This is a genomic window from Pseudomonas syringae, assembly GCF_023278085.1.
Lineage (GTDB): Bacteria > Pseudomonadota > Gammaproteobacteria > Pseudomonadales > Pseudomonadaceae > Aquipseudomonas > Aquipseudomonas syringae_Q.
In genome coordinates, this window is record NZ_CP066265.1 from 1,995,773 (window position 1) to 2,012,916 (window position 17,144).

7 protein-coding genes are annotated in these 17,144 nt (G+C 54.6%); 3 read left to right on the forward strand and 4 right to left on the reverse strand.

The genetic code is table 11. The features are described from left to right. The first annotated feature begins 33 nt into the window (after positions 1–33). From I9H07_RS09000 to I9H07_RS09010, 3 genes are all read left to right on the forward strand, one after another. Positions 34–2,301, forward strand: a complete 2,268-nt coding sequence (locus I9H07_RS09000; protein WP_236425611.1) for an autotransporter outer membrane beta-barrel domain-containing protein — start codon at positions 34–36, stop codon at positions 2,299–2,301. Positions 2,302–2,533: 232 nt separating this feature from the next. Further along, positions 2,534–4,540, forward strand: coding sequence for a hypothetical protein (locus tag I9H07_RS09005; protein ID WP_236425612.1), 2,007 nt, complete (start codon positions 2,534–2,536; stop codon positions 4,538–4,540). An 88-nt stretch (positions 4,541–4,628) separates the two neighbouring features. Continuing rightward, on the forward strand, positions 4,629–6,080 hold the full coding sequence (locus tag I9H07_RS09010; protein ID WP_236425613.1) for a hypothetical protein: 1,452 nt from the start codon (positions 4,629–4,631) through the stop codon (positions 6,078–6,080). A gap of 46 nt (positions 6,081–6,126) precedes the next feature. On the opposite strand, the gene I9H07_RS09015 is transcribed toward I9H07_RS09010, so the two are convergent. The 4 genes from I9H07_RS09015 to I9H07_RS09030 form a co-directional block, all read right to left on the reverse strand. Further along, entirely contained in the window at positions 6,127–10,056 is a 3,930-nt protein-coding gene (locus tag I9H07_RS09015; RefSeq protein ID WP_248957203.1) for an RHS repeat-associated core domain-containing protein, read from the reverse strand. After that, complete coding sequence (locus I9H07_RS09020; protein ID WP_248957204.1) at positions 9,990–11,045, reverse strand: hypothetical protein; 1,056 nt, start codon at positions 11,043–11,045, stop codon at positions 9,990–9,992. The genes I9H07_RS09015 and I9H07_RS09020 overlap by 67 nt, the downstream gene beginning before the upstream one ends. 69 nt (positions 11,046–11,114) lie before the next feature. Further along, on the reverse strand, positions 11,115–14,429 hold the full coding sequence (locus I9H07_RS09025) for a hypothetical protein (RefSeq protein ID WP_236425750.1): 3,315 nt from the start codon (positions 14,427–14,429) through the stop codon (positions 11,115–11,117). Between the two features lie 81 nt (positions 14,430–14,510). Beyond that, positions 14,511–16,997, reverse strand: a complete 2,487-nt coding sequence (locus I9H07_RS09030; RefSeq protein ID WP_236426455.1) for an Ig-like domain-containing protein — start codon at positions 16,995–16,997, stop codon at positions 14,511–14,513. Between the last annotated feature and the right edge of the window lie 147 nt (positions 16,998–17,144).

Consider the following 17,144-nt stretch of genomic DNA (forward strand, 5'->3'; position numbering starts at 1 on the left):
TTTGCCTAAAATATTTAACTCTCGGTGATTGGAATGGATTTTTCTCGCAGGTATTTGTTAACTCCGTTGGCGAAAGCGTTGAGTTTGTTGACCGTTGCACCCCTCATGCTGGTTTGTCATCAAGCTCAAGCGGCCTTTGAACAAGTCGTCATCGGTGAAACGAAAAATATCGATGGATCGACGATGGTCGACAACTGGGATGTATCGAACGGGGGGACGTTGAATGCGACGGGTGCCCGCACCGGCTATATAAATGTGAGCAGAAGTGACCTGAACCTGACGAACACAACGGTTAATGGTGCCAACCTCTCGGGTGTTGGAATATCCCTGCTGTTCAGTGATTCCACGATTGTTGGCAGCAGTATCACGGGGGGAGAGACCGGAATGCGCATAGCCGGCGGAACAGTCGTGATAACAGGGAGTCAAGTCAACGGCAGTGATTTCGGTATTGACCTGCGCACGGGCACGACTGCGGGCTCTAACGCCGACCTCACACTGGTGGGGAGTCAAGTCAACGGAACCGGCCCGGCGGGCGTCGGCCTTCACACGTTTGGCGGAATTGTAAGGGCCACCGAGGGTTCGGTTATCCAGGGTACGCAAAATGGCATTACCGTCAGTCAAGGTCTTTTTGGTGAAACGCCGACGATCGAGCTCGATAACAGTCGGGTAGAAGGGCAGACCGGATCTGCGATTTTGGTGGATGCTCCTATCGGTGAAAACAACTTCACCCAGATCAACGTGAATAATGGTTCGACCCTGGTGGGAGGCAACGGCACTCTCCTTGAGGTTAACGGTGCCAACGGAAAAATGAATGTGAGTAATAGCGCACTCACGGGCAATATCCAGGTTCGTGACAGTGGCGCGATGGACCTTGATTTCAACCAGAGTCAGTTGACCGGCGATATCAGGGCCGAGGCAGGCAGCACGATCAATGTGGCGTTGAATAATCAGTCAGTCTTTACCGGTCGCCTGGAAAACGTCAGCAGTCTGGCCGTAAACAGCGCCGCGCAGTGGGTGATGGTTGAAGATTCCTCGGTGGCGAATCTGACCATGAATGGCGGCGCGATAAAGCTGGGTGAGCCGGATGCTTTCTATAAATTGTCGGTGGAGAATCTGTCGGGTAACGGCACGTTCATCATGGACGCGGATTTTTCACAGGGCAAAGTTGATTTTCTTGATGTAACCGGCACTGCGACAGGCAACCACTCGTTGCTGGTGGGGGCGACTGGTGCAGACCCGGTTGCCGATTCAAGCCTGCATGTAGTGCATACAGCCGCAGGCGACGCGCAGTTTTCCTTGCTGAACGGGCCAGTGGACATGGGCACCTACAGCTACGCGCTCAGTCAGCAAAATGGCAATGACTGGTACCTGGTCAATACCGGCAAAGTCAGTGCAGGCACCAGTGCGGTGCTGGCACTGTTCAATACCGCTCCGACGGTCTGGTATGGCGAGCTATCGAGCTTGCGCAGCCGCATGGGTGAACTGCGCGTCAATGGCGCACAACCGGGGGGTTGGGTCCGTACCTACGGTAACAAGTTTGATGCCAAGGCCGCGTCAGGCGTCGGCTATCAGCAAACCCAGCAGGGTTTGTCGTTCGGCGCCGATGCGCCGCTGCCGATTGGCGACGGTCAATGGCTGGTCGGGCTACTGGGCGGCTACAGCAAGTCGGATCTCAGTCTGGACCGTGGCACCTCCGGCCAGGTGAACAGCTACTACCTTGGCGCTTACACCACCTGGCTGGATCAGGACAGCGGCTACTACTTCGACGGCGTGCTGAAGTTCAACCGCTTCCGCAACGAAGCCGACGTCAGCTTGAGTGACGGCACTCAATCCAGGGGCAACTACGACAACAGCGGTGTCGGTGCTTCGCTGGAATTCGGCAAACACATCAAGCTGGATAACAATTACTTTCTGGAACCCTACACGCAGCTATCCGGCGTGGTCATCCAGGGCAAGGATTATGATCTGGACAACGGTATGCAGGCTGAAGGCGACCGCACCCGCTCACTGCTGGGTAAACTGGGCACAACGGCGGGGCGCAATTTTGATCTGGGTGAAGGCAAGGTGGTGCAGCCCTATGTGCGGGCCGCCTACGTGCATGAATTCGCCAAGAACAACGGTGTCGAGGTCAATAACAACGTTTTCAATAATGACTTGTCCGGTTCTCGCGGTGAGCTGGGTGCGGGTATTGCGATGTCCATGTCCGATCGGCTGCAACTGCATGCCGACTTTGAATACAGTAATGGCGACAAGATCGAACAACCCTGGGGCGCCAATGTGGGGTTGCGTTATAGCTGGTGATGAGTAGTCATTAAGTTTAAGGGAGGCGAAAGCCTCCCTTTTTTTGCTATATGAAAATGCTGCTCAAGTAATACGGCAAGTGGCTACCTGTCAGTTATGACAGTATACGCAGGTTATGATAAGCGCTACGTTGCTTGCGAGTCGCGGCATTGTCGGATGTGGATATCCAGATGGTTTCTGATTGCCGGACTTTTTACGAGGCCAACCGATCAACTATCATGGAGTTTAAGTAATGAATAACGTCGAAAAAATAAAGGAAGGTGTTGAGCGCCGTCGAGAATATCTTCGCTCAAAGGCAGGCGTGGTTCGTGCGCCGGGTGGATTGCAGGATCCGCTGCTCAAGCCGGTTGTACTGGAGGTTCTCCCTGGCAACCCGCCAGGGTTGCTGCAGGTATCCAAGCTAGAGGCCGATCTGGATGTGAAGATTCCTTATTGGGATTACATCATTCCTGCAGGTCGTTACGCTGATGTCACGATGACGATAAAAGATTCTGCAGGTGCGGTTTTCTACTCCAACAAAAGGAGAAACGACGGGCCTCTTCAGGCGACTGATTTCCCGTTGGAGCAGAATATTCCAAAGGCCAGTATTCCCCACGAGGGGACTTACACCATTGACTACTCGGTCGAAAGCAGTGCGGGAAACAGCAATGAGTCAGAGCCTTTTACGATAACCATTGACCGGACAGCGCCCTATTACAACGTGGACCCATCGCTCGCTTTACCTGACGCACTGACGGTTCCGGAAACTTCCATTACCGACGCAACTTTTGCGGGAGGTGCCACCCACTTTATCTGCACATTGCCGGAGTACATCGGACGAACATCCGAAGACACGATTATTGTATTTTGGGGCCCTGGCCTGCCTGACAGTATATCGGCCCCGGACCCTGCTTTCGGCCCCACTGCTGTTCCTGCGGACCTGAAGATCCCTATACCCAAAGCCATCATTGAAGACCGACCCAATGGCCCGACCTTCGCGGTGTACTGGTTGATCGACAAGGCTGGCAATATCAGCAGTGTTTCCGAACCTGCTGAGGTGGATGTGCAGTTGGGTGCCCTGCCTGCCGACCTGAAAGCCCCTGAAATTCCATTGGGACCATTGGTTGATCTGGCTGACGCTCATCTGGGTGTCGAGATTAAAATACCCGCATACAACAATCCGAAAAGTTCCACGATTCAAGCCAGGTGGGGAGCAACCGATTTAACTCCGAAAGACCCAGGGTCAGATCCAGTTGACGTTTTTATCGTCGTTCCTTGGTCCGTCCTGAAATCGGAATATGCAGGCGGCCCTGGCGAACAGTCTGTTCAGGCAAGTTATCAGGTCAAACGCGGTTCGCTGCTTTTTCCTCCTGATGCACCTCTGTCTGTAACGGTCGATGTCGATTTTTCCACAATTGGCCCGGTCAATCCGGCTGAGCCCGATCCTGTCAACCCGAATCTGGCCCTGGTACACGTCGTCGGCGCCGATGGGGAACAAGACAAACTCACTCTGGCAGATAACGGCCAGGATATTACGGCGACAGTGGAACTTTATACACCCGTTGCGCCGAATGAAGTTTTGCAGTTGTATTGGGGTGTGTCGGATACGCCCGTTGCCAGCTTCACCGTTGTCAGCGAATTGGCTGGGGAACTGATCAGTTTCACCATTCCCTGGACCGCTATTGAAGCCCAAGGCAATAATCCGGCCTTGCGTATGTATTACACAATCAACAGCGACACCGGGAATAACCCTCAACAGTCTCAAGATACGTTCGTTGATGTGGCTGTTATAGCTGTGGGCTTTGATCCGGTCAGCTTCCCTGATCTGTACGAGGATGCCGGTGGCTTTAAGACGCTATCTTGCAGGTCTCTATATTCTGAAAACTATGACGATCCAGCGGCAAAATTCGGCTTCAGAGTGCAAGTGCCTGGTGATAAAGATCTCAAGGTCGGCGATACCCTGATAGCTGTGTGGCAGGGGTATGAATTAGACATGACTACGGCGCTTCCCGGAACGCGATTTACCTACGATCACGGCGCTCTGACCGCAGACGAAGTGGCGAATGGGTTTATATTCCTGGTCGAGCCTTACGACACTCATATTTTGCCTATCTCGCAAGGCTATGCGGATGTGACCTATACCATTACACCGTCGGGTGGAGGAACCGCCATGCCGGCGGACCCGTTACCGCAAAAGCAGTACGTCGAGCTAGTGCGTCCAGGCGGTATCACTTGTGAAGTTCCGCCTCCAAAACCTTGACAGGTTGCATTTCCGATATCCGGGCTGCTGTCTCTGTTCCTGATAAGCAGCCCGGGCTTTCGACTCAATGATAAGAAAGGATTCTGATATGGATAGCGAAATCAATCAGGATGCACCGTTACTGGATCCCGATGTGCCTGACGCCTTGGACGATATCCCCGGCGGCGAAATTAATCTGCTGCCGAAGTCGGCGCTGCAGTCTGACCTGACAGTGACTTTTCCCCTTTGGAGGGGAAGTAATCCTGCGCCCGGCTTTACTGAAACCGTGGTGTTGATGTGGGACGACCGCGAGGTTGCCCGAAAGCTGCTCCCCACACCGATTGATGTAAAGGAATTGTTCGCTCATGTTCCCGTGTCAGAACTGACAGAGGGTTCGCACAGGTTGTTTTATAAGGTCATTTTTCCCAGCGGCAATGATAATAATTCGACCCCGTCGTTTACCGTTACCATCGACAAAACCGCCCCGGTGTTGGCCGGCAGCAAAGACCCGTTGGAGTTTCCAGTCGATCTGATCGGTAACAGGGTCACGGCTCGTTATCTCGAAGATCACGGCAATAAGCTGCCGGCCACAGTCCCCACATACGACCAGCCCAAGCCCGGTGACACGCTTTTTTTGTACTGGGAAACGTCGCCGGTGGGCGACTTATTGGCGGGCGAGAAAACGCTGACCGAGGCTGATATGAGCCTGGACGTCGAGTTTGATGGCGATATGATCGTCGATAGTGGCGATGGAATGCGCTATGCAAGTTATGAGGTGCAGGATCGGGCTGAAAATATCAGCGTGTTGTCCCGGGCGGTGTCGTTAACCGTAGATGCGCAGCCGGTGCCGCTCGTTTCGCCTTCGGTTGAAAGATCCGTACCCGCCGGCGGCGGGACCGGCACGCTTGATCCATTATCCGTCACGAGTGGTGCGGTTGTGGTGGTACCCGAGGAAATCGATCTGCAGCCCAACGACGTGGTGACAGTGTACTGGACCGGTTTTGTCCTGAGCGCCAGCCATGAGACCAGCACACCGGTCATTGCGGGCGGGTACAAGTACGCAATACCGGCAAGTGCGATACCCGGCAATATCGGCACCGGCAGGCAGGTGCAGGTGTACTACACCGTCACCCGTGCGCAAGGCAAGGTCGAAACCTCTGCCACCTACCTGCTGACGATCCAGCCCATTGCCGACACCCGATTTCCAAAACTGGTGTGCAAACAAACCACGGGTACCAACCCGGTGACGCTGAAGCTGTCATCGGTGCCTAACGGCGCTGACTTCAGTATCACGCCCTGGGTCTACATCAAGGCCGGTCAGTTAATGCACATGTGGGCCGAAGGCGTCGACAAGAACGGAGGCGACCTGTATTTCGATGTATTTGCAGAGCGGCCATTGACGCCGGGCGAGGAGGGTACCGGGGTAAGCGAAGTGCTGGCTCGATCATTTCTGGAACAGCTCAAAGTGAGTGAACAGTTCTGGGTAGATATTGAAGTGAGTTTTGATGAAGGAAAGAGTTACCTGAATTTCCGGCGGGAAAATATAATTCTGGAAGCTTGAGCTATAGAGCGTCCTGCCGAAGCAGGGCGCTCATGCTTGTTTTTATTTAAAAAAACGACTGCGCTCCGGGTACTCGAGGTTTTTCTCCGATCATAGATGTTTGCTGAGCACGAATTCCTTCTGTTTTCTTCAGTATTCCTTTCACGGAAAATGGGGTCTTTCTTCCGGGCTGAATGCCTGTGAAAAATGCAGCTAGTTCGTTAGTTGGGCCTGTTAGCTGGCTAGAGCTGCCAGCCGTGGTTTTTCTCAATGTCACTCCAGCTCTGATTCCATCAAGGAACGGGTTCGGGTTAGGAGGCGGCTGCGGTTTGCCGCTTCCAAGGGATCCGATACCTGGTTGAAGTGAATCGGTTTGTGTTGATTGTGTGGCGAAAGTTTTTCCGAAATCCGCCGAGATATCTGTCTGACTAGACGCTGAAATGCCTTCGACTTTTTGTACCTGCGCAGGCGTTAATTTAGCCTTCGGAATAGAACGTTTAACGAAGTAATTTTCAAGAGGGGCTGGAGACGTCAAATCGTCAGATCCTGCCATGTTTGCCCCCTTCCCAAACCACTTCGAACTCCCCGTCGCAATCGTCGCCACCCCGGCCAGCAAAGACACGATCCCCAGCGCCGTACTTATTCCCCCCAGTACCTTCTTGGCCTGAAGATCCGGCGTATAGATGCCAATCCCTCCCGTTACCACAGCTGCAACGCCTGCTGTCTGGGCTACCGCAAACGCCGCAAACTGAGCGCTTAACGCCGGGGCCACCAGGCCGCCGGTGGCGACTGTGCCGATGATGCCCAATACCAGCCCGGCAATGTTCAAGCCCAGGAAAAGCCCGCGCGACATATGCCCTGTCGGGTCAACCAGCCCGATGGGATCGCCCAGGCAATACACATACGGATTGAGCCCACCCGCACCGAACGGGCTCAGGCTGTCCGGGCTATGGAAGCGCATCAGGGTCGGGTTGTACGCGCGATAGCCACGCCCGAGCAAATACCAGCCGCTGATTTCATCGCGTACTTCGCCGTTGAAGCCCAGCAGGCTGCGCAGATCGCTGTTCGGGCTGCGCTCGCCATAGGCGCTGTAGACCGCCGTGCGCAATTGCTCGGCCTGGCTCTCCGCGAGGATGGTTTGTTTCGCATCGCTCATGAACAGCAAGGTCTGCGGCTCGTCGCCGACAACTTGCTGGCCCAGTGGATTGGCACCGTCATACAGGAAACTGGTGGTTTTGCTGTCCTGCACCAGTGTGGCCAGGCGTTCGCCCTGGTAGAACCTCAGGGTTTCGTGCTGTTCTGCCTGTTGCACCGCAACCAGATGGTTGTGGGCGTCGTAACGGTATTGACCGGCCGCAACGTCCTCGACAGTGGTTACGCTGAGCAGACGGCTCTGGCTATCGTAAGCCAGCTGCTGGGCATTTTCGTCGCGGACGAGATTCCCCTCTAAGTCATATTTAAGGCTCACGCTGGGAGGGTAAGCAGTGTGAGTGTGATCGATGCGCTGCAGCTGCGTTGGATCACCTGGATCACCTGACGCAAAATAAAACGTGGCCTCATCGGAACTGCCGTCCACAAAGGTGCTGTTAACCTTCGTAATGTTGTCAAGCGCATCAAAGTAAAAGCATTGTTGCTGAATCGGGTTGCCGTAGCGATCCTGCGGCAGACAATCTCCGCCGCAGGTATGTACGTGCAAGCGGCCACGTATGTCGTATTCAAAGCGTTCATCAAGCAGAGAGCGTTCTTCGGCTTGCAGATGTCGGGTGAGCAGCTTGCCGTCCCTGCGCCAGGTCTGGCTGATGCGGTGAGTCTCGTGACCCTGAAGCTCGACGGTTCGTTCGATTTCGCGACCCTGATCGTCATAGCCCACTGTGGTTTTCAGTGTGTGGCCGCGGCTCAAGTCCGTGGTGATGGTCCAGTTCAACTGGCCAAGGCTGGAGTAGTCGAAGTCGGCCTGTAATTGACCTTGTTTCACTGACTTGACCCGGCCTTGGGGATCATATTCATAGGCGGTTTTCAACCCGCTGGCATCCAGACGTCCGAGCTGACGCCCGCCCATTGACGTGCTGAATACAGTCTCCCAGGTCTGACCGCTTTCAATCCGCCTTTCGCGTTTGAGCTGGCCGAACAGGTCGTAATCAAACTCGCTGCGGCTGTGGCTGTTTTGCGAGCTGCTTATCGACGCTGTGGCAGAGTCGTAAGTGAAATCTGCCTGCTCATCATCTGCAATGGTTCGCACGGGTTGGTCGGTGAGGCCCAGTTGGTATTCATAATGGATGGTGCGGTTGCCGGGGGTGATCAGTCGGTCAATCTGCATCTGGCCACCGTCATACAGATAGCGTGTGGTCCGCGGACCAACCTTGATGTGGGTCTGACGATCCAGGCCGTCATAGCTTTGTTCCCCGAGCAGGGTCGCATCGGGGGCATCGGCGGCCTTGACCCGAATGCTGATCGGTAAGGCTTCGGTGCTGTGTCCAGCGTAATCCTTCTCGACCACGGTACGGTCAGGCAAGGTGGTTTTCACGAGCCTGGACCGAGCGTCATAGCTGAACAGCGTGCTTTGCCGCATGGGGTCGATTTCCTGAATGCAGCGGCCCAGCCCGTCGTACACGTAGTCAATCTGACTGACCATGCCCCCTGACGCGTCCAGTGCCTTGCTCCACTCGGACTTGCCAAAGGTGTTGGTCTTGACCTCGCTCATGCCGCTGATGAGCGGCGTTGCATCGCTGCTCTGCACCCAGCTGCGCACGGTTTTAAGGATGGGATTGCTTTGAGTGACTTGCGTTACCTTATCCGGCCCGGTCACGCTGTACTGCTCGCCCCAGTCGTCGTATTGATAGGTGCTGGTCAACGGCAGTTCGCGCAGGGTGGCGTCGATCAGCAGCCAGTCTGAAACCGTGTCCGCAACCAGCAAACCGCGCACGTCGTAGCTCGCACTGTAGATTTTCTTGTAGGCCTCAGGCTGGCTCTCATCGGCGCCTTGGCGCAGCTCTTCGATCACCCGATTGTTGCCGTCCATCAGCGTGCGGGTCTTGATGCCCTTGACGTTGGTGACCGTCTGCTCGGCCTGCTGGCCGTCGCTTGCACTGAGGACATAGTCATACTTGCGCACGGCTTTGAACTCCTCGCTGCCCGGAGCCACGGTTTCCTCGGTGACCCGGCCCAGCGCGTCGTAGCGGTAGGCGATTTCCACGTCGTTGTCGTCGCGGTTGAGCAGCGGCTGGCCGTTGAGCAGCGAGTGTTCCAGGGTGTAGGACTTGTGCACGTCATCAAAGTCGGTGCTCAGGCTGATCACCGTGTGCTGCACGCTTTCCTCGGCACGGGCGCTTTTTGTGCGCTGGTAGGCATAATCGGTGATGCTCGACTGACCGTTCAGGGTCTGGGTTTCCTGCAGTTTGCGCCCGTGCAGGTAGCGGTTGGCGGGCTCATCGATATAGGTAAAGGTGGTGCGTTGCAGTTCGGTTTCGCTGGCGCCCTGTACCTGCAACAAGGTTTCGCCGCTGATGGCCAGCCAGTCGGGCGTGCTGCCCGCGCCGACGCCGGTTTGCAGAGCGTAGCGATAGGCGCTGCACAACACCGGGGCCTCGCCGAGGGCATCGGGCGCCGGGGTTATGGTCTTGTCCTGCAGATTGCGCACAAACCCGTGCGGGTCCGGTGGGCAGCCATCGCCTCCAGTGGCCAGGTAATAGCGGCTGGTTTCGAGCGTGCCATCGGGGTTTTCCTGGGTCAGCAGGTTGCCGAACTCGTCGAAGGTGGTGCGGGTGGTTTCCTCGTGGGTCTGGCTGGAGGTGCTGGGGTGATACCAGATCTTGAGCACGGCATCGGGCAGCTGGCACTGGGCAGGTTGCTGGAGAAACGGCTGGCCCGGTGTGGAGTGATAGGTGGTTTGGGTCGTCAGCACGTTGTCGTTCTGGGTCACGGTCTCTTCAGTCAACAGGTGAAAGTTGTTGAAGGTGCGCGTGGTGCTGCGTAGCGCCTGGTCCTGAACCCAGAGCATTTCCGTGCTGCTGTGCTGTAGGTGTAGGCCGGGTCGGCCTGGTACAGGTTGTCCAGGCCATCCTCATCCCAGACCAGACCGCTGGCGTCGAACCCGAGGAAGTTTTCGCTGGAATAACTGAAACGTCGCTCGACAGCAGGCTGACTGAAGCCCGGACGCTGTTCATGGCGTTCCACCCGGGGCAGCGACGGGTAGTAGTTTTGCGGGAACTGGTGGCCTTGGGGGTCATAGCTGATCAGTTCGTGCCCGCCCAGCGGGGTGCGCAGTTCCGTGATGCACAGGTATTCGTTGAACAGCTCGTAGACAAAACGCCAGGACGCCTGATTGGTAGTGGGCAAGGCGATGCTGACCAGTTCGCCGTTGTTCAGGCTCAAATTGAAACTGGCCAGGGGCATGCCGTTCGGGCCTTTGTCGGGGTGCAGGTGGACAGCAGTGCTCGTGGTGCCGTTGCGCTCGACGCTGAGCAAGGTGCCATAGTCATCGCTGATCTGTTGCAGCAGGGCTTCACCGCCGTACAACGTGTAAGACAAATCGACCCGATGGCCTTCGGCCGAATGCATCTGGGTCACCCAGGCTGCATCGCTGCCGAGGATTTTGCCGAGGATTTCCACCAGGCCGGATTTGTGCACCACGCGGTACTGATCATCGGCTTCGAAGGAAAAGTGAAAACTGTCGATCTTGCGTTCCGGCACCGTGGGTGCGCTCTGCGGCCCGTCGATGCGAAAGGTCTCGCCGGTGGACAGCGAGAGGATCGAAGTCACAGGGTCGAAGTGCGACAGTTGCAGGCCCCAGCCCTTGCCGAAGCCGGTGTCACGGCTGTTCATGGGGCTGAAGCCCAGGCTGAGCGGCACGATCGGGCCACACAGGTGGTTGGCCTTGAGTTCAGGCAGGGAAATGGAGCAGCTGTACTGCCCGGTGCGCGGATCAACCCCGGCCTGTACGAAGCTGAGGAAATTGAAGGCGTTGGAATGGACGGTCGGGGTGGGCATCACATAGTTCCTCAAAATCGGGGGCGATAACAGTTATGCACTGGCTCTTGCTGTACGATCGCGGTTGCTTCAGTCAGGCACGATGATCAATGCATTGCGTTGTGTCGGCGATTCGAATCGAACCGTGATGCTGTGCGAATTCCCGAACTCATCGATCAGTTTCAAGCGCACGGGCGTGGTGAAATCTCCATCGAGCACTTGGTTGTAAGGAAAGTCCATGCGGCGGTGCAGGCTGATCAATACAGCGCCCTGTGGTGTTGTTATATTATTTGCCAATGTGCTGGCTGGCCTTAGCGCCATTGGAATGGTCTGAATAAATACGGGGTCAAATTGAAGTGTGCGGCTGCCTGACAGGGAATACCCTGTATAGCTGCCAACCTCCTCGGCATACTGGCGGCTTTCCCATTGCACCATACTGGAATGACCCTCGAACTCCAGGGACAGAAACTTAATATATTGATTACCGTCTTTGAGTCGCAAGGTGTAATAATCTACCGTATTAAGCGCGAAATCATCATCCTTTCCGCCTTCCACCCTGACAGGTGCCGGGAACTCATAGTTTTCCACCGCGTAAGCAGGGGGCGCAACGGGCTTTATTTCGATGATGTTATGTTTCTCTTCGCTTCCGCCATTGGCCGTCGAGTTGAATTCCACATTGTCGGCACGTGTCAGGGCAGCGGCAATTTTTCGCGGTATCACACCACGCGTCTGGACATACAGGAATACTGAATTATCATTGCCCGCCAAGGGAGATGGTGCAGTAGCAGGGTAATAAAGATAGCCATTTTCTGATTTGTTCGCCGCCCACTGTTTGTCCGCTGGGGCATCTTCGGGTATTCCGCTTTCACCCACATAAGGTAACGCATTCAGGCTATCTTCAAAGATCAACCGTACACTCGCTTTTTCAGAGGCGGTGAGGTCCACTTCATTGTTATTCTCGTCTTTGGGTTGCACGGAAACCTTGAGCATGACCTGGGCCAGGCCATTAGCAAACACTATCGCCGAGCCGGACTGCTCTTCGATCTCGAAGTCGACAACCGTGGACCATTGTGCACGCGGGGCGACCTCGGACAGATGAATGACGCCATACCCGGATTGCGTGCCGATCCCGTCGAAAGAACTACATTTGACGATGCTGTACGGGAAGGTTATCTGTGCCGGCGCTGTGAAAGTGCCCGAGGCGCCGACACTGCCTGTACCGACTTCCACGCTCCAGGTCAGACTTTTCTGTGCATCGCGCATGCTTTTTCTAGACAGAGTCACTGAAGCGGATGGGGCAAGTCCAGGATGAAACGCAGGCTCGATATCAACTGGCATGGCACCGTTGATTAACAATACGATCCCCGTGCATTTTTCCTGTGTGACAGTGTCTGTTGCTTCGACAGCGACGTGGTTGAATATCCCTGCTGGCGCCGTGGCGGGCGGGGTATAGGTGGCCTGTCTGCCGTTTCCGATAAGGGTGCCCATATCGGCAGGCAACGGCGTCCATGTAAGGAGGTTATCGGTTAATGATGAGGCTCTGAACTCAAACGGCTGTGGCGAGAAGCGCAGGTCTATGGCATGCATGGCGGGAGCCATTGCCATCGAACTGGAAACGACGACTACCATTGCCGAGGCGGTAACTTCTTTTTGGGTTTGCGGGTCAATGTACGTGGCGGTTATCACGTTGCGGGTGGTCTTGTCCTCCAGTAGTCCCAGCAATGGCGCGGTGTACCTGCCGCTCTGGGTGATATCCCCTTGAGCGCGAGAACCATCGATATCGCGCACCCCCCAGGTTATATCCGCCGCTCTGGCCCGATAGCGCAGTTCGACAATTTCAAACTGCAGTTCATCACCGTTTTTTACCGTTGTGTACAGTGGGCTCAGGCTGAATGAGCTCTGACTTGGGTCGACTTCACCGAACAGGGCGAGATCGCCGGGTAGATAAGCTTCTTTCAGAATCAGCGTATTGGATTCAGGGAACAGCAAGTGGTTGATGGCGAAAAAGTTGATTTCAGGGATGTCGATGGATGTGAATAACGCTTCAATCGTTTCCAAGATCTTTTGTAACTCCTGACGAGCCCGAACCCTGAGTTCTTCGGGTGCGCTGATAACGGGCGCGAAGTTTATCTGCGCCTCGGTAGTAATATAGGAATCAGTTGATTTAACGAAGTGGACGCTGTTTTGATCGGAGTCAAGCACGCTATCAAAAATTAACTCCATATTGAAGCTCAACTTAGTGCCTACGTCTTCATGTTCATCATACCAGCCTGAGACGTCGTCCCAATAATGAAATACTTCATCTTGAGTTCCTGTCCAGCGAAGCGCCAGCCTATAATCCTCTGTGATGGAGATGAATAGATTTTGCGCAAAACTTATAGCAAAGTCCTCTTTTTTGAAGTGATAACTATCTGAGTCTGTGTCATAAATTATGTCTATAGGGGGGACTTCATAACGACCTGACATCGCCTTCAGCTCATAGCTCCCCGTTTCTTCCGAATCATCCTTGACCTCAAAACTCAATCCGCGACCAATATGCGTGCTAACATAAGGCGCAATGTACCAATGGAACATGGCCTGGCGCGAAATCAAGAGAGAGCCTGAATACAGCGAACGATCTTCTCCGGGGGCTTTGTCGTCCGGAATGAAGTAAGGCATGCCGGCGTCATCAGGCAGTGTCCCGTTGTGCAAATTATTCTTGGTCCTGACGAACAGCACGACAGCACCGTCGCCATAGGTATCAGCCTTGAGGACTTTTGCGCCCGGCGCTGCCTGAGTGAGGATGTAGAAATCTTTGGGCGCCAGGAGATCATCCTCGCCCAGTTCCAGGATGCCCAGACTATAAACTTGCAGTTCCATCGGCAATGCGTCGAACTGTGTCTTGAAGAAATCGCCTATCAGGGTATCGCTAATGCCTGTCTCAATCAGGTTACTGGTGAATCCCGTTGCCATGGAGAGATCCAGTACCACTTCTGATTTCTTGTTGATAGTGCCGACCACCTTTCTCAGCTCGATGTCGGCATCCAGCGAGTAACCATGCTGTTCAGCAATATTGAAACTGGAAATCGCGCGAGAGGCAGAACCTGGGGCATTTTCCATGAGAGTGAGGGTGCCGCCGACAATGTCCATGTGCAAGCGGGCCATGGCGTCTGACAGCGAAGCGTTTTCAAAGGAGAGTCGTGGTTCACTCAGGATTATTCCGCTGAGTTCGACTGTTTGCGTACCCGCCAGGGATATTTCTCCCCTGATCGCAGGCAGGAAACTTTCGGTGGTGAAGCGAGCAATATGCTGCTGTGCAAGAAGGTGGTTGACCTTGGTGCGGTTGAACGAAACAATTGCGCCCCAACCCAGCGTGTTGGCGCGGCCTTTCATGGTTTGTAAAAGAAACTCTTTTGAATTTGCCATTTCACACCTCTCAAACTTGATTTCGGCGCGCTCGATACTCCGAGACTGCAAGCGTGCAGATCGGGTTTTGATTAGAAACTCTCAGCTATAAGCTCTACCCAGATCGGGGTACGCCTCCAAAGGCAGGGGCAGAACTGTGTAGCCATAATCGACGGGTATGGGCGCGCCTTCGAACTCAGGTTCCCTTTCGAATGCACAGGTCACTATCGCAAACCCCGGCAGTTTTTGTTCTGGCGGGATGTACAGCCCGGCATCGCTCACCGAGCCGCCACCCGCCAGCAGGGTCCACTTCAGCTTTACGTGAGGAACAGGGAGGGGGCCTGAGTCATACAGCTTCATGAACTGAAGTTGTGCTGTAGTCGAAGTCTCTTTCGTCTCTTTCGTCGGGTTCGTCGGGTCGACCTTGACCTCGACCTTGATCTCGACCTGGACCTGTCCGCCCAGTGTTTTGTTTATGACCAGAACATGCGCCTGGCCCATATTGTTTTCGTCGTCGGTAACCTGTACGACCTCAAGAACGAACATCGTAACCGGTGCGGGTGGTTCTGGATGTATCGGGGCGGTGTAGCTGGCCCCTCGTCCATCCTGATCAGGTGTCACCTGGCCGTTTTGGCCAGGGTCTTTCATTGCCCAGATCAGCTTGCGGTCATCCAGCGTACCTGCGGTGAAAGGGATGCAGACCCCAGGGCCGGCAACCTGGAAAAGCGGATTGACAGAAATTGCATTGTCGACAATCGACACCAGCGCTGAGGACAAAACCTCTTGGCCATTCACCGTGCCTTTAGCAGTCACGATCACCTGTTGTGCGCCCCTGCCTCCCATGACATCAGCCGACGGCGCGGTGTAAGTACCATCGCCATTGGCACTGAAGGAGCCAATAGGGCCCGTGGTGTCTCCTGGAAGAGCGCGACACGACCATTCAACCCCGCCAATGACCGGGTCAGTGACGAATTTCCGTACACTGCCAGCGTTCAGCACCGGGGATTCCGGGGAAATGACAAAGCTTGTCAGTGAAGGGTTGACGTTGCCAAACACCGCTAGGTCGCCGGGGACATGGACGTCAGTGAGGACCATTGAATTGCTATCGGGGAAGAGCAGGTTTCGCAGGAGAAAGGTGTCGATGTCGGGAAGTTTTATCTCTTTAAACACATCGCCCACAGTCGTATCGATCTTATCGAACAGTACGCTCGCAAGTTCGGAAAAGTCCTCAAATCCAAAAAAACTAATCCAGCCGGGTTTAGATACACTGCAGCCATTACTGAAATACTCTTCTGTTTCGAACTTTATAATAAAGCTATGTGGATCGGTCACATCGATGACAGGTACCATATTGATAATCGGGCCTATCTCCATCGGTATGTCACCATCATTTTCCTCATCATTTGCGCCCCCTCCAATGGCAACATGCTGGTGAAAGGGTATCGTCGTTTCGAATTCCCAGCTTACATTAATTGTATTATCTTTGGACTGGACGCGCAGGCCGGCAAAATCACCCTGCTTCATCTCAAACTTAATGGCCTGCTTAGCGGTTAATGTACTTTCGCCACCGGCATGTTCACTCTCGAATACAAAACTCGGCCATGTGGCTTCGCCTGCCGTGGCTTGTAACCAGGCGTGCAATGGGTTGCCTTCTGCATCGGTGCCCGTGTTGATGATAAAGGCTGCCTGAGGTAATTGCTTGTCCAGAGTGGGCTTGATAAGTTTTGCCAAAAGCACGCGGTTGGACAGTAATATAGCACTCGAATATTTTGTCCCCTCTTCATCATTGGGGATCATGTATTCAAAGTCGCTATTCGCCGCCGGACTGCCACCGTTGACGCCCCCTTCGAAAGTGACGAATACCACCACCGCCCCGTCACCGTAGTTGGGGGCACTGCGCAGTTTAGCGTCAGGTGCTGCCTGCGTATGCACCCTGAAAAATGTCGGTTTCAGTGTGGAGTCTACTTGCTGGCTCAAGGTGCCAAGTGCGTAAACCTGCAGCTCTGGATGTTTCTTGAATTCCGTCTTGAAAAATTCCCGAGCATTGATAATACTTACAGAGTCAGAAAACAGATCCGTATCGAAATTTTCCATGTCTGACAAATCAATTTGTACAGTGCCTACCTCGTCAACTCCACCGGGTGCGCTCTTGAGCGTAACGTCCAGCCATAATTTGGGGCCTGCGGCACCATTGGGGCGCATGATTGAATGAATGCCCTTGTAACCGCCCACGGGCTCACTTTTCAATATCGCCAGGCCTCCCATTATTGGTAGCGTCACTCTGGCGCGTGAGTCGGTGAGGCTGGCGTTTTCGAAAGACAGCCTGGGTATGCCCAGTTGAATACCGAAGAATTTCAGGTTCGAACCGTCTACGGAGGGGATTTCCCCGTCGATAGGGCGCAGATAGTTTTCGGCCGTGAGCTTCTGGATGTATTGCTGCATCATCAAGGCGTTGGCGCGACCGCGGTTGTAGACGACAACGGCGTCCCAGCCGAGGGTGCTTGGCCTGACATTGAGTAACTCCAGCAACGCTTCTTTCGAATGGCCGCTCGCAACAGCTTGGCTGCCGGTTTTTATTTTGCTGACCATGTTTGTTGCCTCTAAAAGTTGAAAGCTATAGCGGTTGGCTATAACCAGAGCTCTATAGGGGTGGTCAAGGGTAGGTACATACCCACGACCACGGCGATCACATGGCAACATTGTTACTCCACGCGAGGGAACGCCGCTACTGGTAGA